This is a genomic window from Cupriavidus sp. 207A1 (assembly GCF_057798955.1).
The window spans coordinates 269660-294923 of record NZ_JBYOJO010000008.1 but is presented as its reverse complement, the minus strand read 5'-3'; the positions used below and the strand labels follow the sequence as shown (position 1 = coordinate 294923).

The following is a 25264-nucleotide window of genomic DNA, read 5'->3' as shown; positions in this document are numbered from 1 at the left end:
GTGCGTTGGCGGCCGCCGTGCCCGCGCAGGCGCCGGGTGGGGCCGCGCCACAAGACGCCGCGTCGCCGAGAAGCAGCACGGGGTCAACCACCATGCGCGCTGTTTCGTAGTCATGGATCAGCTGCAGAAAGGGATCGGGTGCGCGGTCACCAGGCTGGCGAGGGCGGGTGCAAGGGTGTTCAAGGGAGCCGCCTTCGATGCGCGCATCGCTCGCCACGGCACCTTCGCCAACGCCGGCGCGCACGTTGGCCTGACGTAGTCGGCCGTCAGTGCGCAGATCCAGCGGCTGGAATCCGAACTCGGCTATGCGGTGTTCGACCGCACCGGCCGCTCAGCCCGCCTGAACATAGAAGGCCGCGAAACGCTGGCGCTGGCCGAGGAACTAGTGGTGCTGTACGAGCGGATCGGCCACCAAGGGGCAGGCCGCCACACTGAAGCCGTTGCTGTTCTGACGCTACAGTAGATGCAAAACAGCCCACGAAGTCGAAAGGTTTCCGGACTTTTTCTTTTGCTGAACTCCCCCACCCTTCTTGTGGATGGCGCTAACGATGGTGTTCTCCAGGTGAGCCAGCACTGTCTGGACGGGCTTCTTGTGCATTTGGGTCTGCTCGACTAGGCGCGCCTGCAGGCTCGACTTGTTGAACGTGTCTTTGATCGGCTTCGCAATCGGGGCGCCGTTGGCACGGCCTTCTTGGCGGGAGCAGAGTCCTTTGCCGGCGCAGCCTTCTTCGCTGCAGAACAGCGCCAGCGCCGATTCTCAGTTGCCGCCCAACGGCAGGCGCCCGCGCCGTGGCGTCCCCCTGCCGCAGCTCCATCACGTTCAGCCACAACACCGCCGCCGGGGCCGCCGCGCGCCCGCGTGAAGGTTTCGGCGCCGGAGCGAATTGCCCGCGAACGCCAGCATCGCCAGCCCGGTCAGCAGCGCGGTGATTGGACAGCTGCTGGCACGACACTGCACTGGGCAAGCCCGGCCGGCTCGCGTGCGGTCGACTGCACCAGCAGACACCGCTCGGCGAGCGCGCGGCTAGTGCGGGCCCAGTGCCAATATCTTTGCTTTGGCCGCAAAGGCATTAGGCAGTGCGAAGGTCTTATCGCCCGCCGCAGCGGCCCATATTATTGGATCGGCAAAAAAAGCGGCCTCTCATCTTTGCCCAGAAAGCAATAGGTGCAATGTGCCCGCCACAAAACAAGGCAATGCAAACCGAGGTGAAGCAAATGGAGACGGCAACTGTACGCAAACAACGTTTTATGGTCCCGCTGGCGGCGCCGCCAGCGCCGGGCGTCCGGTGGCTGGCCCCGGCGCTGGCTGCCCTGGCCCTGCCCGCCGCGGCGACCGCGGCCGAGAGCTGGCCGGCCAAGCCGGTCACGCTGATCGTGCCGTTTCCCGCTGGCGGCGTGGTCGACAAGGTCGCGCGCCAGACGCAGGAGGGCCTGCGCAAGCGCCTGGACCAGTCGGTGATCATCGACAACCGCCCCGGCGCCAGCGGCACCATAAGGCAATAGCGGCACGCGCCGCACGCATGTCCCAGCCATGGCACGCCGACGCGTTCGACCGGACGGAAGGCGCTGACACCGGCGCCGCATGCGTCCACCAGTCCGACGATCTCATGTCCCGGGATGAGTGCCGGCTTGGGATGGCGCAGGTCGCCATCGACAATATGCAGGTCGGTCTGGCACACGCCGCAGGCCATCCCGGCGATGCGGACTTCGCCGGGACCGGGCTCCAGCACCGGCGGTTGACGAAGGCGCAGCGGCAGGCCGGCGCCCTCGAAGACCATCGCTCGCATGCTCTGGCTGGACATGGGGCGCAGGGCGGCGGAAGGGTTATCCTTCAATTTCGCTGCGGACCAGCAGCACGGGTTTGCTCGCTTTGGCGAGCACGCCTTCCGACACGCTGCCAATTAACAGGCGCCTGACGCCGCGACGCCCATGCGTGCCGAGCACGATCAGATCGGCGCTCCAGGCATCGGCGTCGGCAACAATGGTCGCCGAGATCTTGCCCGGCGCCACCGGCTTTTCGTCCAGTTGAAAGTGAAGGATTCAGGCATCAAGGTTCTGTACTTCATGCGCCAACTCAAGCCACGCAAGCGCTTTCGGCCTCATTGATTTGCGTCAACCTGTGGCCCGCACGCCTGCCTAGACTGCCATGGAGTCGTTCTCACGGGAGACTTCGATCATGGCCTGCGACAGCATCCTGGTACATCTTGACAGCGGCCGGCAGGCGACGCAGCGGCTTGCACTGGCCGGGCGGCTTGCGGTGACGCATAGCTGTCCGTTGATCGGCCTTTATGCAGGCTTCGTCCCCGAGCCGGCGTGGTGCTACCGGATGGAGAATGCACAGCGCTATTTCGAGGAGGACATGGCCCGCCACGAGGCGGTGCGGGAGGCGGTGCGCGGCCATTTCCTCTCCCGCACGGACGCACTGCCCGTGGCTGCGGAATGGCGCGTGCCCGAGCGCGCTTCCGTGGCGTCCGCTTTACGCGAAGCGCGCGATGCCGGGTTGCTCGTGGCGGCGCAATATGACGCTGACAGCGCAGACGGCACAGACGGGAAGCAGTTGCTGGAGGCGCTGCTGCTGGAAAGCGGCCGGCCCACGCTGGTGGTGCCGTCCTCCGGCACGTTCGAGACCCTGGGCACCCGCGCGGTGGTCGCCTGGAACGGCAGCCGCGAAGCGGCCCGCGCGCTGCACGACGCGATACCGTTCCTCGCCGGCGCGCGCGCACACATCTTGTGCGCGCACACGGCAACCGACAACGCCAGGCCCGACGCAACGCCGGTCGCGCATGCCGCGCGCCTGCTGGAGCGCCACGGTGTCGCGGTCGAGATCGAACACGGGCCCGGTGGCACCGACATGACGGTGGGTGAGCTGATCCTGACGCGCGCGTCCGACTTCGACGCAGACCTGGTCGTGATGGGCGCCTATGGGCATGGCCGGATGCGGGAACGCGTGCTGGGCGGCGTTACCAGGACGCTGCTCGACTCCATGACGGTGCCGGTGATGTTCTCGCGCTGAGCGCGCTTCGCCAGCATTTGCAGCGGCCCGGGGAGGCAAAGCACCATGGACTTCAAGACCCTTCTAGTCGACCTGACCGATGGGCCGACGCGCAAGGCCCGCATCGAAAGCGCGGCACGGCTGGCCGCGGCAACGGGCGGCAGCGTGGTGGGACTGACGGCAACCGGCACGCAACTGGAGCCATTTCGGAGTACAGGCGAAGAGGCTGGACACTATGCCGCCCTGGCACGTGAGAAGCTGCAGAGCCTGGCTGGACGGCACCATGAAGCGCTGCGCGAGGGCGTCGGCGGCGTCTCGCCAACCGTTCCAACGCGGCATGTCGTGGTTCAGGCCGAAGCGGGCTGGGCACTGGCAATGCACGGGCGCTTCGCCGATCTCGTCCTGCCCGGGCCGCCTTCTGTGCATACCGATGTCCCGGTCGGGCTGCCGGGCGTTGCCGAGTTTGTGATGCTGGAAGCCGGACGGCCCATCTTGCTGCTGCCTGGGCTGGCTGCTCCCGCACCGGAGTGCCGCATCGCGATCGCGTGGAATGGCTCGCGGGCAGCGGCCCGGGCGGTCGCAGACGCGATGCCGTGGCTCGCGCGTGCCGCGGCGGTGTCCGTCCTCGTGGTGGTGTCGGCGCACGAGGGCCGCGAGCCGCTTGCTGAAGCCTCCCATGAAAGCGACGCCAGCCACGAGAGCGGCAAGCGCCTGGTGGCGTGGCTGGCCAGCCACGGAATCGAGGCCGACCTGCACGTGGAACAGGGCGACCCGGACGAATTGCTGCCCCGGCTCGTCGCGGCCGTGCAAGCTGGCTTGCTGGTCGCGGGTGGCTATGGCCACTCGCGCTTGCGCGAACTGGTGCTGGGCGGGTCGACTCGCAGCCTGCTACGCCAGTCCGCGTTTCCGGTCTTCATGGCGCACTAACGGGTCGACGCGCGCGCCGGCGGCATTCGCTGGTGGGCGCGTCGACGAATGTGACCCATCCCACAGCACCGTTGCGCATGGTTCGGTAACCTTCGGCCATGGCGCGGTAATGCTCCCCGGCAAACGACGGGCGCCGGACCCGAGGCAGCTTAAGATGTGGCGCAAAAGGCACTATTGCCCCGGGACTTTTGCCTTGCCAGCACAAAACCTATAGTCGAATGGCTCGCTCCGCTGAATTCCGTGTAGAAAGCGGGGAGCGCGAGCGCTTTGACTGCTCGGCGGTCTGGCGGGCTTTCCGCTTGGCAGCGCGCTGGCCTGGCGACGTGGGAGGCAAGGCATGACACGCGTGATGATTGCGGACGACCATGCCGTGGTGCGCGACGGATTGCGGCATATCCTGGAACGGGCCGGGATGTTCCAGGTGGTCGGCGAAGCCGCCGACGGCTCCCAGGTACCGAAAATGGTGAGGGACTGCAGCCCGCAAGTACTGTTGCTGGATCTGTCCATGCCGGGTCGGAGCGGGCTGGAGCTCATCAGGCTGCTGCGTGCCGAAGCGCCGGCATTGCGCATCCTGGTGCTTACCATGCATGCCGAAGAGCAGTACATTGTGCGTGCCTTCCAGGCGGGAGCGGCCGGTTATCTGACCAAGGAGAGTGCGGCGACCGAACTGGTATCGGCGATCGAACAGGTCGCGCGCGGCGGCACTTACGTCAGCCAGGGCATGGCTGCCAAGCTGGCCAGTGGCATCAAGGACCAGACCGACGACCTGCCGCACCTTCGGCTGTCGGACCGGGAACTCGAAGTGTACCGGCGCCTGGTGATGGGAGAGCCCATCACGGCCATCGCTGCTGCCATGTGTGTCAGCGCAAAGACGGTCAGTACCTACAAGATGCGTCTGATGGAAAAGATGCGAATGTCGAACGAGGCCATGCTGTTGCGCTACGCGATGCGCAACCACCTGTTCGACGAAGACGCGGATCTGTAGGACCTCCACGATCCGACAGGACCACGCAGCATCAATGGCATGCGCTGGCCGCCAGCCGGTCGAGCGTGGAGCGCAGGGCTCCCAGCTCCAGGGTCCGGTCGAAGCAATAATCGCCACCTGCTTTCAGGCAGGCATGCCGAAGCGGTTGCGCCAGCGGATCGACCAGGACCACCAGTACGCAGTGCGGCAGGGCCGAGCGGATCGTCCGGATGTCGTGCAGCGCCCGCGCGCTGGCGCTGCGCAATCCGATCACCACGATGTCGGGGCGATAGTGGGTAAGGCTGGCCAGTTCGCCGCTGGCACTGGCGCCGGCTGCGATCACTCGGATGCCGGAAATGCGCGCCAGCATGCTCAGTTGCCGCGACCGCAGCGAACCCGAGGGCTCGACGAGGTACAGCGTTGGGAGGTGAGGGAGATTGGCATCGGGCATGTGACTAGTGTCGACGCTATCCGGTCCGTGCGAAATAGGTGGAGGCTGAAGCTTGAGTCAGGGCCGGAGAAGAGTCTGTCAGGATTTCCTGACAGCCTCGCTTTGACCGGGCCGGATGTGGACAGGGCACCTTGCGATGCACACCTCGAACGTTCGCAGCATTGACGGAAGTCAACCGTTACCAGGTAACATGGCCTACGCTTCATTGGCCGGCACAGCCGCGACCGGGCGGCCGCGGCGAACCAATGACACCAATGGCCATGCACCAGGACGAAAAGCCGTTGGCAGGTCGTCACACGAACTGCGCCGGGCACGGTAACCCCGGCCTGAACGGGCCGGAACACCAGACCGAGGGCCTGACCGCGGCGCAAGCGCTTGCAAGGTTAGCCGCGCTCGGGCGGAATGCACTGCCGCAATCCCGATCGCGGCCGATCGCAGCGGTATTCCTGCATCAGTTCCGCAGTCCGCTGATCTATATCCTGCTCGTCGCCACGGTGATATCCGTGGCGATGGGGCATCCAGGACGCCACATTCATTGGCGCCGTCCTGCTGCTCAACGGCATCATTGGCACCGTGGAGGAACATACGGCTGACAAGGCCACCACCGCACTGCGTAGCCTGGAGCAGCCTGTCGCGACGGTGATCCGCGATGGCGAGCAGCGGCAGATCGAGGCGGGCGAACTGGTGCCCGGCGATCTGGTCCTGCTGGAGGCGGATGGCCGCGCCCCGGCGAATCTGGTGCTGATCGAAGCCATCGAGCTGCAATGCGATGAATCGCTGCTGACGGCGGAATCCCTGCCGGTGCGCAAGGCTTGCCCGTCACGCCCGACAGGCGGCCCGCCAAGGGCGCGGCAGACGAACCGCCATGCCTCGCCTTTGCCGGGACCATAGTGATGCGTGGCCGCGGCGGGTCGGGGGCATTCTCGGGCTTCTATCCCTGGATCCTAGCGCGCTATCCGGTGGATACTGCGTGCAACCTGCTGCCGCTGTCCTTCCTGCTGGCGGAAAACGTGCAGACCGCGAACAGCCGGTCCGTGAACAGCCGGTCCGAGCATCGCTCGATGTTAAGGCTGGGATTCTTCGCCAACACGCTTCTGGTCACGAGCGTGATGGTGGCGCTGGGCGAGCACGTCAGCGCGATGTACCTGCACGGACCGAGTGACACGCTTCGCATCGCCCCCGTTACCGGCGTGACCTGGGTTGGGCTGCTGGTCCTTGCATCGATGCTTCTGGTGGCGATGGAGCTGGGCAAGCGGCTCGGGCGCAAGCGGCGCACCGCGACCCCGATGCCTGGCGACACCGGTTCAGCGCCGCCCCTGCGATGCGAGCCCGGAATGACCGGCACGGCGGCCGGGAAGCGGCTGAAACCCTAGCCAGCGCAAGGAGCGGCAAGCGTGGGCCATCTGGACCGGAATGGAATCCGGGGCGCCAGGCGTTCGAAAGGGCGCGCTTGCGCACCGACCTGCGGCCGTTCGCTCAAACGAGGGCAAGATGCAGGCTGACGCATTCGTCGCCGGGGGCGGCCTTGACGGTAAATCCGCAGCTGCGTGCCAGTGCCAGCATGGCAGCATTGTGCCGCAAGGTGGATCCCACCAGCGCGCCGGTACCTCTTGAGCGCGCGTAGCGCACCATTTTGTCGAGCAACAACTTGCCCAAGCCCTGTCCGTGGCAATCCGAGCGCACGGCAATGCCGAACTCGGCCTGTGCATTGTCCGGGTCGGCTACAGCACGCACCTCGCCCAGCATGCTGCACTGCCCCGACGCATCCGTGGTGGTGATGATGAAGACCATCTCGCGCGCATAGTCGATCTGCGTCAGGCGGGCGAGTTGGTCGTGGTCGGGTTCACGGAAGGCGCAGTAATAGCGCGCGTGGACATCCTCCGGCGTGAGCTGACGGAAGTATGCTTGGTATGATGCTTCGTCGCTTGGCCGCACCGCCCGTATGACGTAGCTGCGCCCATTGCAGGTGATGCGCTCCTCCAGCGCCTCCGGATAGGGCTGGATCGACAGTCGCGGCTCCGCTCCGGACGGGACTGCCACGGCGATGCGTGCGTCGAGCGCGATGACGCCATGGGGGCTCGCCAGCAGGGGATTAACATCGAGTTCGACGATCTCCGGGATGTCGCAAACCATGCGCGACAACTGCACCAGGACGTCGATCAGTTGCTCCCGGTTGATGCCCGGATGCCCTCTCCAGCCTTTCAGCAAGCGGCCGACGCGGGTGCGCGATATCAGGTCATGCGCGAGCAGCGCATCGAGCGGCGGCAGCGCAACAGCCGTGTCGCGGATATGCTCGGTGCCGACGCCGCCGTGCCCGAACAGCAGGACCGGTCCGAACACGCGGTCTGTCGCGACCCCGGCGATCAGTTCGAAGCTGTCGCTGTGGCTGACCATCGACTGGATGGTGAACCCGTCCAGCCGTGCCTCCGGAAGATCCTGGCGGATTCGTGCCAGCATGTCATGGCCCGCGCTGCGCACTGCGGCGGCGTCGGCGAGTCCCAGCGCTACGCCGCCAGCGGTCGATTTGTGGGTGATATCGGGGGAAAGGATCTTCAGTGCAACCGGATAGCCAAGGCCAGCGGCCTTGTGGACGGCGTCTTCGACACTGTGTGCGGTCTCGGTCGGCACCACCGGGATGCCGTAGGCAGCCAGTACTGCCTTCGCCTCTGGTTCCATCAGCATCTTTCTGCCACCGCTCAGGGCAGCGGCGACTATCCCGCGCGCCAAGACCTTGTCGGTCGGCCTCGAGGTGTCGTCGGCGGGTGGCGTGCGCATCAGCAGTTGCTGGTTTGCGTAGTACTCGCATGCCTGCAGGAAGGCGCGCACGGCTTGTTCCGGCGTCTCGAAGGTCGGCAGGCCGGCACGCTGGCACAGCTGGCGCGCCTGCTGCACCGTCTCACCGCCGAGCCACGCCGTCATCAGGGGCTTTCGCCCGGGCGGCGCGCTGACCAGCGCGGCAGCGATTTCCGCCGCTGGCACGATCGCAGTTGGGGCATGGATCATCAGCACGGCGTCGACCTCGGGGGCATCGCAAAGAATGGCGTGCGCTTCCTGGTAGCGCCGGACCGGGGCGTCGCCGATGATGTCGATGGGGTTCGCGCGTGGCCACGTCGCGGGAAGCACCTCGTCGAGCCTTGCGAGCGTCTGGTCAGAGAGGCTGGCCAGCGTGCCGCCGCCGTCCGCGAGGGCGTCGATGGCCATCACGCCGGCGCCGCCACCGTTGGTCAGGATAGCCAGCCTGGCCCCGCGCACACCGTGCAGCCGGGCCAGCATCTCGACCGCGTCGAACAGCGCCTCGGTGGTATCGATCCGCAACATGCCGGCTCGCCGGATCGCTGCGTCGTAGACGCCGTCCGTACCGGCAAGCGCGCCCGTATGGGAAGCGGCGGCGCGTGACGCCTGCGCGCTACGCCCGCCCTTGATAATCAGTACAGGCTTGCTGCGCGCCGCCGCGCGTGCCGCCGACATGAACCTGGCGCCGTGCCGGACCGCCTCGATATAGAGCAGGATGGCGCGGGTGGCGCTATCGCGGGCCAGGTAGTCGAGTACATCGGCCACATCCACGTCGGCGCTGTCGCCCAGCGAAATGAAGTGAGAGAAGCCGATCTGCCGCGATCTCGCCCAGTCAAGCACCGCCGTGGCCAGCGCGCCGGACTGGGTAGCGAATGCCAGGGTGCCTGCGATGGCCGCACCTGGCGCGAAGCTCGCATTGAGGCGTACGCCCGGAGCGATCAGGCCCAGGCAGTTCGGTCCCAGGACCCTGAGCAGGTGGGGCCGTGCTGCGTCCAGAACGGCCTGGCGCATAGCGCCGGCGGCACTGTCCGCCGGCCCCTCGAAGCCCGCGCTGAGCACAATCGCCGCGCGCGTGCCGATCGCACCGAGGGCGGCGACAAGACCTGGGATGGTGGCCGCGGGCGTACAGAGGATGGCGAGGTCGGGCGGCGCGGGCAGAGCCCCGATCGACGGATAGCAGGGCACGCCGGCGAGCGTCGCGTACTTGGGGTTGACCAGATACACCGGGCCAGTGAAGCCACTCGCCATCAGGTTGTCCAGCACCGTGGCGCCGACGCTGAGCGGCCGCCTTGTCGCCCCCACCAAAGCCACCGATCTTGGGCGAAATAGCGCATCGAGATTGCGGATTGTCATGACGGGTAGTCTGCCAGTGAACGCAGGTCGAAGTCTGGCAGAAGTCCGTCGCGGGTACCGGCGCGGCGGCTGCCGTCCCATGGCGCGGTCGTGTGCTTATAAGTTGACCAGGATGTCGTTTTCCACGGCGATCACGCCCGGCCCGGCCCACGCTGCCTCCAGCGCCGCCTCGCGTTCGGCCCAGGTGCGCAGGCTGCCGCGCAGCCGGACCACGCCGTCCTTGGCCTCGACGGCGACGTGCGCCGCATCATCCGTAGCCTGCCGCTCGATCGCCCGCTGGATGCGGTCCTTGACGTCCTGTGGCTGGACCGACGGCTGGACCACGATCGCGTTCGTCACGCCGACCACGCCGTACAGCCCCGCCACCGCGCGTTGGGCCGCCATGCGCTGGTAGTTCCAGTCAACCGTGCCAGTCAGGGTGACCGAACCATCTTCGACCATGACACGAATGCTATCAACCGGCACCATGGACGTCCACGCCAGGATATTGCTGGCCGCGCGCGCAATATCGGCGTCCGTGCGCCGGCACTCGCTGGGCAGGCGCACATCGATCTCTACCGCGATCGCCTTCACGCCTGCGACGCCCCGGACAGCATCCTCTGCCGCATACTTGGCCGCATGGCTGTCGAGGTGGCCGGTCAGCGTGACCACGCCGTCGCGGACTTGGACGCCGACCTCGGCGGCCTCGACGGCCGGATCCCAGGACAGCGCTTCCACGACACGCTGCTTGAGTTGGATATCGCCTTGCATATCGCCTGTTCCCTTCATCGCTTTGGGCCACTGGGCGCTCTGCCTCATAAGAGGCAGACGCGAGTCACGGCCTGGTTTCGAGTTGGTCAATCACTGCCGAGATGCCCGGTGCGGACCATACCGCACCCACTGCGGCGCGGCGGTCCGCCAGGGAATCGACCTCTCCCGAGAGTGTGGCCGTGCCCCCTTCCACCTTGACGGTGATGTGGTGTGCTTCGCGTGAGGCGTGCCGCTTCAAGGCGTCTTCGATCCGTCTCTCGATGTCGGGAGGCACGGCGGTGGCGTTGAGGCGAATGTTGTTGACAAGGCCGACGAGGCCCCGCAATTGGCCCACGGTACGCTCGGCCAGCCGCTTCTGATAGCCCCAGTTCACTTCTCCGGACAACGTCACCCACCCGCGCTCGACGCGGACCATGACGGCATCCGGGGGAATATGTACATGCCACTGCAGCGCTTCCCGAGCCGCTGCGGCAATGGACTCGTCCGCAAGTGCACCGGGTGCATGCACGTCCAGCTTGACGACCACCGCGCGCACGCCGGCAACGCGCTCCGCAGCGCGTTCGGCCGCCAGCTTGGCGGCGTAGCTGCCCAGATGGCCGTTAAGCGTGACGATGCCCTCGTTGACTTCAACCCCGATGGCCGCGGCGTCAATCGACGGGTCCCAGTCGAGCTCTTCGCTCACTTCCTTTTGAATCTGATGATCGGTTTTCATCTTGATCTCTTCCAGAAAGCGGGCGCCGCAATACGGCGCCGTTCATAAAAGCCACACCACATGCCGCATCACGCGTGCAACGTCGACTGGATGCTGCCTGAGCGTTCGCGTTGCAGCTCGTTGCGAATAAGCGCGGCGATCATGCCCCAGTCGGCCGCCAACGCGCCGAGCAGATCATCGAGCGAAATCACGCCGCTCACGGCTTCGTGGTCGAGAACCGCCAGGCGCCTGACGCCGTGCGACAGCATCATCTGGATCGCGTCGGTTAACGCGGCGTCCTGCGAGATGGCGACGAGCCCGCGCGTCATCACGTCGATGACCTCGGTGTGGCAGGGGTCGGAGCCGCTGGCCGCGGCACCGGTGACCATGTCCCGGTCGGTAACCATGCCGACCGCGCGCGTGCCATTGGGGGAATTTTCCGTGACGATCAGCGCGCCGACATGGCGGTCCCGCATCTGCACCGCCGCTTCCTGCAGCGTGCAAGACAGCGGTACGTGAACGGCCTTGGCGGAGCAGATATCCTGAACCCGCATGACATTCTCCTTGTCCGCGCCGCTTCAGCGGATGGTTACGCGCTGCTGCGGCGACGCTTCCTTTTTGGGTAGCACGACCCGCAGCACGCCGTCCTGGAAGCTGGCATCGATATTGTCTGTGTCGATGTTGCCGTCCAGGGTGAAGGCCCGCTGCATCGCGCCGCTATAACGCTCCTGACGAATCACGCGATCGCCTTCCTTGACCTCGGACGCCTTCTCCAGCTTGGCGGTAATCATGACCGTGCCGCGATCCACGCTGACGTTGATATCTTCCTTCTTCACGCCCGGCAAGTCCGCGGTGATGGCATAGCTGGCGTCGGATTCCGTCACGTCAACCTTGAAGGGCAGGTCGGCTTCCGCGCCCAGCCTCAGGTTGCGGAACATGCCCTGCAGCATGTCGCCAAGCGGTTCGATCGAGAACGGGTCATTGCGTCGGATATTGCTCATCGTAGTCTCCAGAAAAGCGGCAACACTGCCAGCCGGGTCCTTCTACTCTGGCAAGCGCCGGGCATTTCGACTTGTCTTGCATCAAGCCGATAGGAGATTGCGGTCGCGCTCCCGGGCAAAACCAGATGTCTGGCATACCGCCTGCCGGGGCGCCGAGGGTCCTGGTCAGCCCTGTGTCAGGGAAGCCTGACAGGACGGTCCGCAATACTGACGAATAACTCAGCGGAGCCTTCTAGGAAGGGGACGGGTGTCCACCCATACTTACGGTCAAAAGAACTTGGCACAGGTAGATGCAGACCTCCGACAGCCGGGTAACAGCGGGTCGGAACAGGATGGCCACAGTCCGGAGACAACCATGTATGAGATGCTCAGCAAGGCCGAAGTGCTTACCAACAACGCGGCTGATACCTTTGCCTCGTGCGAGCCCCGCTCGCCCGTGCTGGCGTCACGGCCTGCCGCGGCAAGCGCCGGGGCGCGCTGCGCCAGTTGCATGATGCGGCACATCTGCATGGCTGCAAGCCTGGAAGTCGATGACGTGGAGCGGCTCGACCGTGTCATGCAGGGGTGGCGGACGGTCAGGCACAACGAACGGCTGTTCCGCGCCGGCGATCCCTTCCGCAGTCTCTACGCCGTGCGGGCCGGCTCCTTCAAGACCGTTGTGACGCCGGAGCGCGGCAAGGAGCATATCTCGGGCTTTTTCATGGCCGGTGACGCCATCGGCATGGACGGCATTTGCGATGAGACGCACGCTTGCGACGCTATTGCCCTGGAGGACAGCGTGGTTTGCCTACTGCCCTACCATCTGCTCGAGGCGCTCTGCCGCGAGATCAAGCCGTTGCAGCGGCAGTTCCACCGCATGCTCAGCGCCGAGATTGTCCGGGAGGCAAACCAGATGATGCTGCTGGGCAACATGTCGGCCGAGCAGCGGGTCGCCAACTTTTTGCTCAGCATCTCCGCGCGCCATCGCGCCCGCGGCTACTCGGCCACATCTTTCGTCCTGCGCATGACTCGGGAGGACATCGGCAGCTACCTTGGCGTGACGCTCGAAACGGTGAGCCGGACCTTATCCAAGTTCCAGCACGAGGGCTTGCTGGCCGTGCAAGGCAAGTCGCTCGAGTTGTTGAACCTTGATGCGCTGGACGCGCGCTAGCCGTTCCACTGGTCCACGTGAAAGATGCAAGCGAGCCGGGCAGCAAGTAAGTCGACGCCTACGCCGGCGAAAACAACCCACGCCCGCCAAGCACTGCCTGGGGCCGATCCGATCATCATGAATCCATCGGGACTTCCCAGTGGAAGCCGCAACGGCCTTGACACGCATCAATAGCGCGGCGGTGAGCTGTCCTACGCTGAGATCAATACCTCGACTTCCCGGAGCCCCGCCATGTATCACCGCATCCTTGTTGCCATGGACGGCGGCGCCGCCTCGGAACTGGCGCTGGATCAGGCGATGGTGATTGCACAAGCCTGCGAGGCGGAAGTGGAGGTGGTCTACGTCGTCGATGATCGAAGCCCATTCATGGACGTGACAGGCCTGGATCCGGTGAGACTCGTGGAGGATCTCACCACCGCCGGCGAGAGCGTGCTTGCCGCCGCGCGGGGCCGGCTGGCCGCGGGCCATGTTCGCCATGCCACGCGGTTGCTCGGCAAGCCGATGGTACAGGGGGATATCGCCGTCACCATCGCGACAGAAGCCAACGCCTGGGGCGCGGACCTGATTGTCATGGGCACGCATGGTCGCCAGGGCGTCCGGCGTCTGGTCATGGGCAGCGTTGCGCGCGGGGTCGTCGCCGAGGCGCTCGCGCCGGTATTGCTGGTGCGGGCCCAACCAGCTTAAGCCATTGCGATTCAGGAGGGGCGTCACGCCAGTCAGCCATGTCCAAGATCGACTTCATCTGCGATGTACCGGAATATTGCCCGACTGGGCCCAGCTTGCAGTGCCCCGTGAAGGTGGACGGGGTACCGGCGGTCTATGAAATCACCGCGGAGGCGCTCGAAGACCATTTTGGCGCGCGCTCCTACCGCAGCGAAGACCTGGTGCCCGCATTCCAGCGCAACCGCCAGGACATCGAACAAGTGGCTGGATCCTTGTTCGAGATGACGGGCGCGAAGCATATCGTGCTGCACAGCGGGCATTTCCGCTTTGCGGTGTGATGGGGGCCGTTGCCATGGCGTTCCAGCCGCTGTGCCATGGTCCGTCAGGCCGCCAGGTATGGCGCACGCTTGCCGTGGCCGCATTGGCGTCGCTTTGCAGCGCCTGCACTTCAGTGCCGGATTTCTGGCGGCAGCCGAGACCGCGCGCCGTGGCGCACGTGCCAGCTGTCCCGGCTGCGGCATACCGGCTGTCCTTCGGTGGCGCATCGCTAATTGTGGTGCAGGTCGATGCCGAAGCCTTCGGCCAGCTCGCAATCTACGATGCCTGCCGCATAGGCAAAGAGCCATTCTTCGGCCCGTTTCAGGCTGGCGGGAGGGGCGGGCCAGTCCGGCGTAAAGCGTATGCCGAGACCACGGTCCGGCGCTTTGAGTTCTACCCGACCGCACAACTTGCCGGGCACGACGGTGTCCGGCAAGCATAGAACGATCTGAAATCCCTTGTACGAACATTTTGCTTCGGTCATACCCGGCCTCCGGAAGGATCAGGTGCATGCCACTTGACCGTGACTGCGGGCCCCTACGAGGCAATCATAGCCCTGGCATTGAAAGAGGTCTGCCCGTTACCTGCCGTTGAAGGTCCGGCGCCGGCCGTACGACAGAGCTTGCTTGATGGAGACAGCTGATGGACTACGCCACGATTCTGGTTCACCTGGACGCCAGCCGGCGCGTGTACCAGCGACTGCACCTTGCCACGCAACTTGCGGTGCAATACCAGTCGACGCTGGTCGGCTTGCTCGCCGTCGGCAAGCCCGATCCCGCCGGCATGCGCTATCTGGTCGATGGCGACCGCTATCTCGCTTCCTATAACGAATGGCAGTACCAAGTCGGCGAACGGGCGCGGAATGCGCTGAGGGATGCCACCGATGGGACGGCCGTTACGACGCAATGGCTGGCCCCGGACTGGGCGACCGCTGCCACGATCCAGGCCGAGTCTCGCTTGGCAGACTTGGTCGTGCTCGGACAGCATGAACCGGCTGACGAAGACGCGTACACGGAGCCGGCCTTCGTCGAATCCATCGTTCTGGAATGTGGGCGACCTGTACTGGTCGTACCGTACGCGGGATGGTTTCCCGGTATTGGCAAGACGATCCTGGTGGCCTGGAACGGGAGCCGCGAGTCTGCCCGCGCCATCGACGACGCTCTTCCGCTTCTCAGGCGTGCGGAGACGGTCAGCGTGGTGTCATGGACGCCGTCAAGCGCGCTGACATATCCATGGTTGTCGCCACCGCAATATGCGGTGGAATGGCTGGCGCGTCATGGCGTGACGGCGCAACTGCAGAGCTTTCCGGTCGACTCTGACGAGGATATCGGGCAACTGCTCCTGTCGCACGCAGCAGACCGGAATGCAGACTTGATCGTCATGGGGGCCTACGGCCATAGCCGAATCCGGGAACTGGCGCTGGGCGGCGTCACCCGGACACTACTTCAGTCGATGACCGTCCCATTGTTCATGTCGCATTAAACCGGCACCGATACAAGCGGTTTCGTTGCGCAGCGCCATCGGCAGATTGGCAGACGATGGCGCGAAGCCACGCGCGCACGCTGCAACGCATAGCCTGGAAGCCATCTCCATCAGGACGGTCGACCTGCCTCCAGTGTTTCGCGCACCGCGGCAATATGATCCCCGGCTGCACTGACGGCCATCTCCAGTTCCAGTTCGCTGCAATGCAACTCCCGGCACCAGTACTGCACCTCCAGGGGGTCCAGCAAATTGACGCGGCCCGGGTCCAGTGGCCTGGCCTCATTCTTTTCGTTGCACATGATTGGACCTCCATTCGCTGTGGTATCGCGTGATGCGCTCGCAATCCGGATAGCCGGCGGCACTACGAGGGACTCCAAGCGCGTAAGCCGAACAGGAGCAGGGCGCCTTGTGGCTACCGTAGATCGTACTCGCGCATCATTTCTGTGGTGACGGCGCGAACGGTAGTCAGGCAAGCCGCCGGTACAGCAGGAAAGCCATCGATGGTCCAGTTGCAGCCACCGTTGGTTGCCGTGTCGACACGGCGCGGCAACGGGATGCTGCAGTCGCGGAAGGCGTCGCCAAGGTCGGCGCACTCGTGCACGCGCCGCAGGATTTCGTCGCGGATCTGCTCCGCGCTGCCGAGATTCTTGATCATGTCGCAGACCCTCCAGCGGTGGTTCTGTGGTTGGAACGCCGTACCTGCGCGCTGCAACGTCACGTGCTCAGCCAGATGGCCCTGGCACCGGTATGGGTCAATCTAGACGTTGCACCCCGGATGCGGATTGCGCTGTATCAAGAGGGCCGCCGTGTGGCAAAACGCCGGCGCAAAGTCCAGAAACTGGTGCAGCCCGCAGCGGGGATCGTCGCTCAGCCTTGACGCGAATCAACGCCATCAGCGCTCTGTCACCTACCTTGTTTGTACGAGGAAACCGAAACGCCGGAAACACCAATGTGCCGCCCCACCTTTCTTCCTGCCACTGATGGCAGCCATTGCGCCGCGTCAGCGCCTGGACAAGGCCTTGCGCGGGCGCGGGCCACGCAAGCAGAAGCCTATGCGTGCGTCGTCGCAGACAGCCGTGACCTGGTTGCCAACTCAATCCAAGCCGCCTTGGCGTCGCTGCCGTCATGGGTAAGCGGGTGGTCCAGCGCGGCCCAGGCCATGCTGCGCATTGGATGGCTGCTGGCCGCGATGATGCCGCTATGGGCCTCGGCGCTCACCGGGTGCGCAATTCACTACGATCCCGGGGGCGTTGGCAACGCCGCCATGGTGCCGAATGGGGTCATGTACGCATCCGGGGGAAACGATGAGGCCGATACCAAAGCGATGCTGGCCATCGCCGACCGGTTCAATGTCCGGCTGACGATCGTGGATGCGGTACGCGGCGACCCGCTCCCGGGAACCGCCGTCTTCCTGGCCGGCAAGAGCGGGGGGGCGACCTTGCATGTCACGGAAGCGGGGCCGATGTTCTATCTTCAGCTTCCGGCAGGGGATTACCGAATTGCCATTGGCTATCAGGATTGGCTGCAGTTGACGGATATCGTCGTGGACGGACAGCCGCTGGATATGACGTTCCGCATGCCGGCGGAGGTGCCAACGGAGAACTGGCTGTTCTGCCGCAGCGAACCCGCGCAGCATGTGGTGAGTGGCAGCACGCGTCACCGCTTCGCATAGCACGTCGGACAGCGCCTCGCCGCCGGCTAGGTGAGCCGACCACGTGAAGTGGCGTGGCGCGAGAAGCACATCCAGGCAATTGATCAGCCGCACTCGCAAAAGCATGGGCGCACAAGATAAGCGCCATTGAGAGCCGGCTTTCCTTTGAGGCGGCAGAGTATCGGCTCGCCCACATATTTTGGTTGCGCTGAGAACACGCCGAGCTATATTGCTGTCAGAATCCTGCCACACGCACGCGACAGCCTGAAGTTGCCCGTATGACCGGCCAACCTTCCCCCCAAGGCAAGTTCCAGCCATTTGACAGATTACATCCTCGTGCCATCGATTTCACGATCGGCATGGGCACAGTCGCGGCGTTCATGGCACTGGCATATCTGGTGCACAAAGCGCTGCTGCGTTACTGGGAGGTTTCATCGCTGCTTGCTGTCTGGCTTGGGGCTGGAATCGGGCTGATGGTCGGACTGTTTCTGGTCCGCAGGCGTCGGGGGAGGCATCGGTCGTCCGAGAAGAGCGCAAGCCTGGAAAAAAATGAAGCGCGCATGTCGGCGATCATTCGCTCGTCAGTGGAAGCGATCATCAGCGTGGACAGCGAGCAACGCGTTGTGCTGTTCAACCCCATGGCGGAAGCACTGTTCGCCTGGCCGGCCGAACTGGCTATAGGCCGCCCCCTTGGCGATTTCATCCCCGAACGTTTTCGCGCCGCCCACGAAGAGCATGTGCGCCGGTTTGCTATCACTGGTGTCTCGGAGCGACAGATGGGTCGCCAACGCGCGCTTTTCGCCTTGAGGCGCGACGGCAGCGAGTTCCCGATTGAAGCGTCCATCTCCCAAACGGTTGAGGGCGGGACAAGATTGTTCACCGTCATGCTGCGGGACATAACCGAACGTGCGCGGGCTGACGAGGCGCTTCGTACGAGCCTGCAACGCGTGAAAGACAGCGAAGCGCGGCTGGCGGGCATCATCCGGTCGTCCATGGAGGCGATCATCACAGTCGACAGCGATCAGCGGGTCATCCTGTTTAATCCCATGGCCGAGACACTGTTCGCGTGGCCTGCCGCCGAGGCGATTGGCCGCCCGCTTGCCGACTTCATTCCTGAACGCTTCCGGCATGCCCACGAAGCGCACGTGCGCCGCTTTGGCGTGACCGGCGTGTCGGACCGCGCCATGGGACGCCAGCGCGCGCTGTACGCGTTGCGCCGTGACGGCACCGAGTTTCCGATCGAGGCCTCCATCTCGCAAATCGTCGATCAAGGCATCCGACTGTACACCGTGATGCTGCGCGATATCACCGACCGCGTACGGGCGGAGGACGCCATGCGGCGTTCGCGCGAGGCGCTGCAACACTTGTCGGACAGCATCCTCTCCACCCGTGAGGAGGAGAAGCGTCGCATTGCCCGCGAACTGCACGACGACCTCGGCCAGCGTTTGAGTGCCATGAAAATGGATCTCGCCATGCTCGGCGCCGACTTGGAGGAAGGCAAGAGCATGCAATCCCTGCTGGCGGACGTAGCGGCGATGAACATTGTGATCGACGAAACCGTGGCCTCGGTGCGGCGCATCGCCAGCGACCTGCGGCCCGCCTTGCTCGATGAGCTGGGGATGCTGCCCGCCATCGAATGGCTTGCCGGTGACTGCGCCAAGCGCTATGGGCTCTCGGTGGCTGTCGATGGGACCGATATCGAGGTGCCGGAGCAAGTGGCCATTGCCATGTTTCGTATCGTTCAGGAAGCGCTAAGCAATGTTGTCCGGCATGCCAACGCGACGGAAGTCCATATCGGCGTTGCACATGACCAGGGGCGGCTGGAGTTGCAGGTCCAGGACAATGGTGTCGGTTGGGACAAGATCGTCGAGGACGATGAGCCACGGAAATCGCTCGGACTCCTTGGTATTCGCGAGCGCGCGCGTTTGCTGGGAGGAACGGTAGACATAGACAGCGCGCCAGGAGAAGGCTTCTGTGTGGCAATCAGAATTCCCTATACAAAAAGAGAAAATCCGAAGGCGGGGCCCGCGGGTTAAGCAGACATGGCGCCGGGCATCACGTGGCTGGCGAGTCTTCGCGCAACGCATGGAAGAGCTCTTCCTCCTGGGTACAGTGCAGCCTCAGGATGGCGTCGAGCCCGTAGAGCAGCCGCTGAAGTTCCTGGATGCGGCCAGGCTCCGGGGCGTCGGGCACGGAGGCGTCGGCTATAAGCTGTAGCTGCCGGATGACGCGAAAGATCTCGCGGTGCATCGCGCTCATCGCCGCCAGTGGATCATCGCCACCGACGAGGTGCGCCAGGTGGGGGTAGAGTTGCGCATCGTCGAGCCGTTCGTGAGGCAAGAGCGTGCCGGTGAGCGCCGCACACAACTGGCGAAGTTCGGAGGCGGCAGCCTGGCCTGACAACGCCGGCACCCTTTCCGCGAGGCTGCGGATCTGCGCCATCAGCGGCGCCAGCGCAGCGTGCTCGCGGGTCAGCCGATCCGCGGCTGCAGGAGACAGGCGTTCGACGGGCGCCGCCGGATCGGCGCGCAGGGCACGCAAGGCATTGGCTATGACCAGTACGTCTATCGCTTCCTGCAGCGCAGCGCCCGCCAGTGGCGGAAGGTATCCGAATGCCGCGGCCGCCATCGCGACAAAGGACAGGCCCATTCCGGTCATGGCACTCTGCGCGGCCAGCCGGCGCGACCGGCGTGCGATGCGAATCGCGTCCACCAGCCGGTCAAGCCGGTCCACGAGCAGCACCACGTCCGCGGCCTCCGCAGAGGCCGCGGCACCGCGCGCGCCCATCGCCACGCCGACGTCGGCGGCGGCCAGCGCGGGCGCATCATTGACACCGTCGCCGACCATCAACACGATGCCATCGTGGCGCGCCGCCTGAACTTCAAGCAGCTTTTGCGCGGGCGTAAGGTCGGCATGCACCTCGGTGACGCCGAGCATGGCGCCAACGGTTTCGGCGACGTCGGGCCGGTCGCCGGTCAGCATGGCGAGCCGCCGTATCCCCACGTTGCGTAGCAGGCGCAAGGCGCGCGGAGTGTCCAGGCGAATCTGGTCCACGAACTGCAACGCGCCGACCACCACGCCATCCACCGCGACCAGCGAGACCGAGGCGCCCTCGCAGGCAGCCCGCTTCAGGATGTCCTGGCACCAGCTCGGGCCGGCGTCGCCGCCGGCTGCAAAGGCCGGCGATCCCACCGCCACCAGATGGCTGCCGACTCGACCGGAGACACCGGCACCGGCGGCTTCGGCGACGCCATACGGCAGGTCCAGCGACAGGCCCTGCTCGCGTGCCGCGATGGTGATGGCTTCGGCGGCGACATGCGAGGATGCCTGCGCCAGCGACGCGGCAAGACGCAGCGCTTCGGGTGCGGGCCAGGCAGGCACGCTTTCGATGGCGGCCAGGCGGGCCTTGCCGCTGGTCAGCGTCCCGGTCTTGTCGAAGAAGAGGATGTTTGCCTGGGACAGCGTTTCCAGCGCACCGCCGCCCTTGACCAGCACCCCGTGTCCGGCGCAGCGCGACACGCCGGATATGATCGCTACCGGTACGGCGAGAATCAGCGGGCAAGGGCTGGCGATGACCAGCACCGCCAGCGCCCGGGCGAGATCACCGCTGACAAGCCAGGCCCCCCCGGCAACAAGCAGCGTGGCGGGAACAAGCCAGAGGGCGTAGCGGTCGGCCAGCCGCGCGGCAGGCGGGCGTTCCGCGCGGGCGGAACGCACCAGCCTCGCGACACCGGCGAAGGTACTGTCCGCCGCGGTGGCCGCGGCGACCATCTCGAACGGAGCGCCGGCATTCAGCACGCTGCTGCGTACGGTCTCTCCCGTGGAGCGCTGGCGCGGCACCGACTCGCCCGTCAGTGCCGATTCGTCCACCGTGGCCGCGCCAAGCAGCGCCCCGTCGACGGGCACGACCTCGCCATGCCGGACCAGCAGGCGATCGCCGGGATGAATCGTATCGAGGCCGACCGTATGCCATTCGCCGCCGTCGAAGCGGTTGGCCGACTCGGGGGCGCGGCTGAGCAGCGCGGACATCTCACGCTGCGAACGCGCCTGCGCATAGTTCTCAATAGCCTTGCCGCTTTCGATCATCAGGGCCAGGACGGCGGCGGCGAGGAACTCGCCGAGCCCGAGTGCTAGTCCGATCGCGAGCAACGCCAGCACATCGACGCCTGCCTGCTTGCGGCGCAGCGCCTGAACGATGGCAATGGTCAGCGCAGCGGCGACGACCGCCGCACCGGATGCCAAGGTCAGCCTGGCAACCAGCGTCTGGCCGAAGCCGAACAGCAGCAAGCCAGCCGTCAGCGTACCGGCCGCAACCGGTAGCAAGCCGGGGTCGAAGTCGCGAAACCCACCATGCATGGTCCACATAACTCCCGGAAATCGGCCGCACGCCGCTGTGCGGGGTGTCCCTGTGGGGTTAGTTCAGCACGAACGCGGGCGAGATGCGACGGGCAGTCGCCAGGCCCGGCTGGCGAACGGCACCAGTCACGGCCGGGACCGTACGGAGGAGGTGCGCGCCGTTGCCACCGCATGCCGGCGCGGACACTGAATGGGTGGCGAATCCGTGCTGCGGTGCAAGCAGGCAGGCCAATGGCAGGGCCCCGGAGGCACTGCCGGCCCGGAAACTATCGCTGTGCGTCCGCCGGCTGGTTGCGCATCATGTTCCCCGGCGCCTTCATTCCGTCTCCACCCATCCCCATCCCCGAACCCATCCCCGAACCCATCCCCGAACCCGAACCCATCCCGGATTCACTCGACATCGCCTGCATCATTTCCTGCATGAGGGCCATGTGACTACCCGCCATATCGCCGCACATCGGCATCTGGGCGGATGCGGTGCCTTTCCGGGCGGTGCCATTGCGCGCCGACATGCCGCCGGGACCTCCCATTGCCATCATGTCCTTGTGCATGATCGACATGGCGTTCTGCATGACCTGATGGCGCTCCGCCAGCAGGGCCTGGCGCTCTTCGGGCGTACTGGCGCGAGACAGCCGCTCCCGGATCGCTCGCAGGTGGGCGACCTGGGCATCCAGCGCGGCATTGCCGGCAGCTCCGGGCGGCGCGCCCACAGACTTCGCTGATGACTTTTTCGGATGGTGCTGCTCGTGCTCCGCGCTCGCGGCCGGCGAAGCCGGCAAGGAGGGGGGTGCCCAGCTTATCAGGGTGACCAGGGCGAGAACGCCGGAGAGCCGATGGATGGTGAACATGGGGAACCTCCTATAAAAAAGAAATGGCCTTCCCGATTCAAGGTATGCGCTACGCACGTCACCGAATTGATTGGGATCAACAAGGGTGCCGGAGGTGACGACGTGGATGATGCGGCGAGATGCCCGTGGGGCCAGCTTGTCGACGCGGGACAAGGCTCTGCCAACGGCCGCCCAGGAGGTTTCCAGGGCTCTTGTGGTGGGCTACGTCCGCCGGCGTTTGATTTCCTTGATGGACCGCAAGGGCGAGTGCCTTTCGGCGCCGATACTGAAGAGGAAAGCGAGGCTTTGCCTGCGCCGTGGTACGCGAGGAGGTTCTTATGTCGGACAAGCTGGCAGCGACGAGCAATGATGAGCGCGTTCAAGCAATGAAGCGGCGGCTATCGAGATCAAGGCTGGTGACCGTTGGTTTTCTGCTTGTCATCGGCTACTTTCTCTGGACAGAGCACCGGGCCCATGTCATCCAGGCGCTGCCTTACCTGCTCCTGGCAGCCTGCCCGTTGATGCATCTGTTCATGCACCATGGGCACAAGCATGGTCATCACCGCGCAGAGAAGCGCGCAGGAAGGCAAAGAGACATCGATGGAGGGCGGCGATGACTGAGCAAGCGCAATACGGCTATGGGCTGTGGTCGCTGGTGATCATCAATTCTGCGGTATTCATCGTCTTCGCCTTCAGCTTTGCCAAGCCAAAGACATCTCGTGACTGGCGCTCCTTTGGCGCGTTCTCCGCGTTCATTGTTGCCCTCTTCACCGAGATGTACGGGATTCCCTTGACGATCTACCTCATGCTGCCGTGGCTTTCGGCCAGATTCCCTGGCATCGATTTCCTGTCGCACGACGCGGGTCATCTGCCCGAGATGCTGTTCGGCTGGCAAGGCAATCCGCACCTGGGGCCGTTCCATATCGCCAGCAATGTCCTTATCTTCGGCGGTTTCCTGATGTTGTCTTCAGCCTGGCGTGCTCTATACAAGGCGCAGCGGGAAGGGCGTCTGGCGACGACGGGTCTTTACGCCCACATCCGGCACCCACAGTATGTTGCGTTCATCCTCGTCATGGCCGGCTTTCTTCTGCAATGGCCGACGATTCTTACCTTGCTGATGTTCCCGGTCCTCACCTGGATGTATGTTCGCCTCGCCAGGGCGGAGGAACGGGAAGTGCTGGAGGCGTTCGGCCAGCAATATGAAGCGTACCGCAGGCGGACGCCCGGGTTCCTACCACGGATCCGAATCAGCACGATGTTCCGCGCCAGGCCTCGCTGAAGCGGCGCAACGAAGGAGGCGGCCATGAACCCCGTCAAAACCGGCATCGTACTTTCCGTCACGGTGGTGTTGTTCTATCTCTTGTGTACCCTGGTCTGGATCTCAGTCCCGGAGACGTTCATGGGTTTCATGAATGCGCTGTTTCACGGGCTCGATTTCAGCCGGATCCAGACGGGGCGGGCGTTATCCTGGTGGGATGTCGTGTATCCGGCCATCGTATTCGCGGTCTGGTTTTTCGCTGCCGGAGTCTTCTTCGCCTGGCTGCGCAACCGACTCGGAAAATGAGGATAGGCCTTCGATCACTGCCATCCGCGAGAACGGACTCAGGCGCGCAGGTAGGCGCAGAATGCCCGCCCCAGTTCGTCATCGAATTCCCGGCTCGTCAGCCGCAGCGGCCCGGGGTTGTTGACAGGCATGGATGATGCTGCCGCAGGAAAACTGGAGGACGATGCGCAGGCGCCGTTCCAGCAGCGCCCGCTCACCTCCGCCATGCCGTTGCATCAGTACCGGGGTCGCCTCTTCGATGAAATCATGCCGTCCTTCCTTGAAGCGTGGCCAGGCGGTGCCGTTGGCTTCGAGCAGGGTTGCGCGCAGGGCGCCGTGATTGCGCAACACGATGTACCGCAACTCGGCAGGCAGCGCGTGCCCCCCGGTCTCCAGCGCCCACCGTTCCTTCCTCCTTCCTCCTTCCTCCTTCACCTTCGCCAGTAAGACCTTGCAACGAGCGATGCGGGCCCTGTTGCGCCATCGCCTGCATGACGCGAAAGAACGCATCCTTGCTGTCGAAGCGTCCGTACGTCCCAGTAGTGACGCCGGCGGCGGCACAGATGTCCTGGATGGCGACGCTGTCAAGGCTACGCTGGCCCGGCACGTTGCGTCCGGCGCGTCGCTGCGGTGGTGCGACCTGCACGGCTGTAGCGCGGCGGGGTAGAGCCGGCTGCCCATCCAGCGCGGACAACGGCCGGCCATCTCGAGTACCCGATGCGACTGCGCTGGCGTCCCAATACCATGGCGTTCTGGGACAACCGCTCGACCCGGCACTACGCGATCCAGAACTACTTCCCGGTCGTACACGCGCGGCAGCCTCTGGCAGCGCCGAGCGTGCCATGATGAAACTCGTCGTCTGACGAGCGAAGCGATTTTTCCAGAGCGTGCAAATGGTGGCAAGCGATGCCGCGGAAACCATTCAGATGAGCGCCATTGCATTGCAGCGAAACCTGACCAAGCGCGACTCCGATGGAACCGCGCGCGCTGCATCTTCGTGTCGCGGAGGAGCTCGTCAACAAGGGGGAGTCTTGCGGAGGTGGCACTGCAGCTGCGTGAGTCGGTGCGGGAAGTTGATTGCGTCGGGTTTCGGGGTCCGCGGGCCGATGACAACAGTGAAACAGCGGATGCGTTCGTACAAGTTTTACCAGGCGTCTGCTAGACGGGAGCCGAGGGAGATTCCGTGATAACAGGTTTAAAAGCCCTCTGTCCGACGTTTTTCTTCGAGTTCATGCTCAACTGCGTTTCGTATATCGCGCTCGCACTGTCTCGAAAGGCTAAGACCGATCCACACCACAGCGACCGGACATGACAGCAGGAGCAGGCCGATCAACAGAGTGAGCGGCGTTATT

The 25264-nt window shown here is 65.0% G+C and carries 28 protein-coding genes and 4 pseudogenes; 17 read left to right on the top strand and 15 right to left on the bottom strand.

Translation table 11 applies throughout. The features are described 5' to 3' along the window. Positions 1-175: 175 nt before the first annotated feature. Positions 176-421, top strand: a pseudogene (locus AC3FMM_RS17420) (LysR family transcriptional regulator); the annotation flags it as partial. A gap of 96 nt (positions 422-517) precedes the next feature. On the opposite strand, the pseudogene AC3FMM_RS17415 reads toward AC3FMM_RS17420, so the two are convergent. After that, positions 518-738, bottom strand: a pseudogene (locus tag AC3FMM_RS17415) (HU family DNA-binding protein); the annotation flags it as partial. A gap of 432 nt (positions 739-1170) precedes the next feature. Here AC3FMM_RS17415 and AC3FMM_RS17410 point away from each other — a divergent pair. Next, the gene (locus tag AC3FMM_RS17410; RefSeq protein ID WP_488687138.1) at positions 1171-1503 is read left to right on the top strand and encodes a tripartite tricarboxylate transporter substrate-binding protein; all 333 of its coding nucleotides are present in this window, start codon (positions 1171-1173) and stop codon (positions 1501-1503) included. Here AC3FMM_RS17410 and AC3FMM_RS17405 read toward each other — a convergent pair. Continuing rightward, positions 1494-1802, bottom strand: a pseudogene (locus AC3FMM_RS17405) (alcohol dehydrogenase catalytic domain-containing protein); the annotation flags it as partial. The gene AC3FMM_RS17410 and the pseudogene AC3FMM_RS17405 overlap by 10 nt on opposite strands. A gap of 22 nt (positions 1803-1824) precedes the next feature. Then, positions 1825-2028: pseudogene (locus AC3FMM_RS17400) on the bottom strand (universal stress protein); the annotation flags it as partial. 148 nt (positions 2029-2176) lie between these two features. Between AC3FMM_RS17400 and AC3FMM_RS17395 the strand changes: the two are divergent. From AC3FMM_RS17395 to AC3FMM_RS17385, 3 genes are all read left to right on the top strand, one after another. Beyond that, complete coding sequence (locus AC3FMM_RS17395; RefSeq protein WP_488687137.1) at positions 2177-3013, top strand: universal stress protein; 837 nt, start codon at positions 2177-2179, stop codon at positions 3011-3013. Positions 3014-3058: 45 nt separating this feature from the next. Next, positions 3059-3919, top strand: a complete 861-nt coding sequence (locus AC3FMM_RS17390) for a universal stress protein (RefSeq protein ID WP_488687136.1) — start codon at positions 3059-3061, stop codon at positions 3917-3919. A gap of 337 nt (positions 3920-4256) precedes the next feature. Next, on the top strand, positions 4257-4904 hold the full coding sequence (locus tag AC3FMM_RS17385; RefSeq protein WP_488687135.1) for a response regulator: 648 nt from the start codon (positions 4257-4259) through the stop codon (positions 4902-4904). Between the two features lie 31 nt (positions 4905-4935). Here the strand turns inward: AC3FMM_RS17385 and AC3FMM_RS17380 are convergent, their stop codons facing one another. Next, positions 4936-5334 (bottom strand): response regulator, encoded by a 399-nt coding sequence (locus tag AC3FMM_RS17380; RefSeq protein ID WP_488687134.1) that lies wholly within the window; start codon positions 5332-5334, stop codon positions 4936-4938. Between the two features lie 260 nt (positions 5335-5594). Here AC3FMM_RS17380 and AC3FMM_RS17375 point away from each other — a divergent pair, with 260 nt between their 5' ends. The 3 genes from AC3FMM_RS17375 to AC3FMM_RS17365 are packed head-to-tail and all read left to right on the top strand — an operon-like array spanning position 5595 to position 6707. Then, entirely contained in the window at positions 5595-5927 is a 333-nt protein-coding gene (locus AC3FMM_RS17375; RefSeq protein WP_488687133.1) for a cation-transporting P-type ATPase, read from the top strand. Further along, positions 5908-6225 carry a P-type ATPase actuator domain-containing protein gene (locus tag AC3FMM_RS17370; RefSeq protein ID WP_488687132.1) on the top strand — a complete coding sequence of 106 codons (318 nt, stop codon included), beginning with the start codon at positions 5908-5910 and terminating at the stop codon, positions 6223-6225. Before AC3FMM_RS17375 ends, AC3FMM_RS17370 begins: the two co-directional genes overlap by 20 nt. Before the next feature lie 2 nt (positions 6226-6227). Continuing rightward, a complete protein-coding gene (locus AC3FMM_RS17365) occupies positions 6228-6707 on the top strand; it encodes a cation transporting ATPase C-terminal domain-containing protein (RefSeq protein ID WP_488687131.1) in 480 nt (159 codons plus the stop codon). Positions 6708-6810: 103 nt separating this feature from the next. On the opposite strand, the gene AC3FMM_RS17360 is transcribed toward AC3FMM_RS17365, so the two are convergent. From AC3FMM_RS17360 to AC3FMM_RS17340, 5 genes are all read right to left on the bottom strand, one after another. Beyond that, a complete protein-coding gene (locus tag AC3FMM_RS17360; protein WP_488687130.1) occupies positions 6811-9480 on the bottom strand; it encodes a bifunctional acetate--CoA ligase family protein/GNAT family N-acetyltransferase in 2670 nt (889 codons plus the stop codon). 96 nt (positions 9481-9576) lie between these two features. After that, positions 9577-10230, bottom strand: coding sequence for a BON domain-containing protein (locus AC3FMM_RS17355; protein ID WP_488687128.1), 654 nt, complete (start codon positions 10228-10230; stop codon positions 9577-9579). A gap of 64 nt (positions 10231-10294) precedes the next feature. After that, complete coding sequence (locus AC3FMM_RS17350) at positions 10295-10942, bottom strand: BON domain-containing protein (RefSeq protein WP_488687127.1); 648 nt, start codon at positions 10940-10942, stop codon at positions 10295-10297. A gap of 68 nt (positions 10943-11010) precedes the next feature. Continuing rightward, positions 11011-11475, bottom strand: a complete 465-nt coding sequence (locus tag AC3FMM_RS17345) for a CBS domain-containing protein (RefSeq protein ID WP_488687126.1) — start codon at positions 11473-11475, stop codon at positions 11011-11013. A 24-nt stretch (positions 11476-11499) separates the two neighbouring features. Beyond that, positions 11500-11922, bottom strand: coding sequence for an Hsp20/alpha crystallin family protein (locus AC3FMM_RS17340; protein ID WP_488687125.1), 423 nt, complete (start codon positions 11920-11922; stop codon positions 11500-11502). Between the two features lie 364 nt (positions 11923-12286). On the opposite strand from AC3FMM_RS17340, the gene AC3FMM_RS17335 reads away from it, so the two are divergent. The 3 genes from AC3FMM_RS17335 to AC3FMM_RS17325 all read left to right on the top strand — a co-directional run bounded on the left by AC3FMM_RS17335 (position 12287) and on the right by AC3FMM_RS17325 (position 14073). After that, on the top strand, positions 12287-13072 hold the full coding sequence (locus AC3FMM_RS17335; RefSeq protein WP_488687174.1) for a helix-turn-helix domain-containing protein: 786 nt from the start codon (positions 12287-12289) through the stop codon (positions 13070-13072). 231 nt (positions 13073-13303) lie between these two features. Further along, the gene (locus tag AC3FMM_RS17330) at positions 13304-13756 is read left to right on the top strand and encodes a universal stress protein (RefSeq protein ID WP_488687124.1); all 453 of its coding nucleotides are present in this window, start codon (positions 13304-13306) and stop codon (positions 13754-13756) included. A 38-nt stretch (positions 13757-13794) separates the two neighbouring features. Continuing rightward, positions 13795-14073 carry a DUF1488 family protein gene (locus AC3FMM_RS17325; protein ID WP_116347179.1) on the top strand — a complete coding sequence of 93 codons (279 nt, stop codon included), beginning with the start codon at positions 13795-13797 and terminating at the stop codon, positions 14071-14073. 209 nt (positions 14074-14282) lie between these two features. On the opposite strand, the gene AC3FMM_RS17320 is transcribed toward AC3FMM_RS17325, so the two are convergent. Continuing rightward, on the bottom strand, positions 14283-14537 hold the full coding sequence (locus AC3FMM_RS17320) for a hypothetical protein (protein ID WP_488687123.1): 255 nt from the start codon (positions 14535-14537) through the stop codon (positions 14283-14285). 158 nt (positions 14538-14695) lie between these two features. On the opposite strand from AC3FMM_RS17320, the gene AC3FMM_RS17315 reads away from it, so the two are divergent. After that, positions 14696-15535 (top strand): universal stress protein, encoded by an 840-nt coding sequence (locus tag AC3FMM_RS17315; RefSeq protein ID WP_488687122.1) that lies wholly within the window; start codon positions 14696-14698, stop codon positions 15533-15535. Between the two features lie 110 nt (positions 15536-15645). On the opposite strand, the gene AC3FMM_RS17310 is transcribed toward AC3FMM_RS17315, so the two are convergent. Further along, a complete protein-coding gene (locus AC3FMM_RS17310; protein ID WP_488687121.1) occupies positions 15646-15834 on the bottom strand; it encodes a DUF3606 domain-containing protein in 189 nt (62 codons plus the stop codon). Positions 15835-15947: 113 nt separating this feature from the next. Next, entirely contained in the window at positions 15948-16190 is a 243-nt protein-coding gene (locus AC3FMM_RS17305) for a hypothetical protein (protein ID WP_488687120.1), read from the bottom strand. A 294-nt stretch (positions 16191-16484) separates the two neighbouring features. Here AC3FMM_RS17305 and AC3FMM_RS17300 point away from each other — a divergent pair, with 294 nt between their 5' ends. Both AC3FMM_RS17300 and AC3FMM_RS17295 read left to right on the top strand, forming a co-directional pair. Further along, entirely contained in the window at positions 16485-17207 is a 723-nt protein-coding gene (locus AC3FMM_RS17300) for a peptidase associated/transthyretin-like domain-containing protein (RefSeq protein WP_488687119.1), read from the top strand. A gap of 257 nt (positions 17208-17464) precedes the next feature. Further along, entirely contained in the window at positions 17465-19222 is a 1758-nt protein-coding gene (locus tag AC3FMM_RS17295; protein ID WP_488687118.1) for a PAS domain-containing sensor histidine kinase, read from the top strand. 19 nt (positions 19223-19241) lie between these two features. Here the strand turns inward: AC3FMM_RS17295 and AC3FMM_RS17290 are convergent, their stop codons facing one another. Then, the gene (locus AC3FMM_RS17290; RefSeq protein WP_488687173.1) at positions 19242-21542 is read right to left on the bottom strand and encodes a heavy metal translocating P-type ATPase; all 2301 of its coding nucleotides are present in this window, start codon (positions 21540-21542) and stop codon (positions 19242-19244) included. Between the two features lie 266 nt (positions 21543-21808). Next, positions 21809-22390, bottom strand: coding sequence for a hypothetical protein (locus tag AC3FMM_RS17285; RefSeq protein ID WP_488687117.1), 582 nt, complete (start codon positions 22388-22390; stop codon positions 21809-21811). Positions 22391-22707: 317 nt separating this feature from the next. Between AC3FMM_RS17285 and AC3FMM_RS17280 the strand changes: the two genes are divergently transcribed. From AC3FMM_RS17280 to AC3FMM_RS17270, 3 genes are read left to right on the top strand one after another with little or no spacing between them, the layout of a single operon-like run. Continuing rightward, complete coding sequence (locus tag AC3FMM_RS17280) at positions 22708-22986, top strand: DUF2933 domain-containing protein (protein ID WP_488687116.1); 279 nt, start codon at positions 22708-22710, stop codon at positions 22984-22986. After that, positions 22983-23648: a methyltransferase family protein gene (locus AC3FMM_RS17275; protein ID WP_488687115.1), complete on the top strand. Its 666-nt coding sequence runs from the start codon at positions 22983-22985 to the stop codon at positions 23646-23648. Before AC3FMM_RS17280 ends, AC3FMM_RS17275 begins: the two co-directional genes overlap by 4 nt. A 24-nt stretch (positions 23649-23672) precedes the next feature. Continuing rightward, positions 23673-23933, top strand: coding sequence for a DUF5676 family membrane protein (locus AC3FMM_RS17270; protein ID WP_488687114.1), 261 nt, complete (start codon positions 23673-23675; stop codon positions 23931-23933). 78 nt (positions 23934-24011) lie between these two features. Here the strand turns inward: AC3FMM_RS17270 and AC3FMM_RS17265 are convergent, their stop codons facing one another. Continuing rightward, entirely contained in the window at positions 24012-24347 is a 336-nt protein-coding gene (locus AC3FMM_RS17265; RefSeq protein WP_488687113.1) for a hypothetical protein, read from the bottom strand. Between the last annotated feature and the right edge of the window lie 917 nt (positions 24348-25264).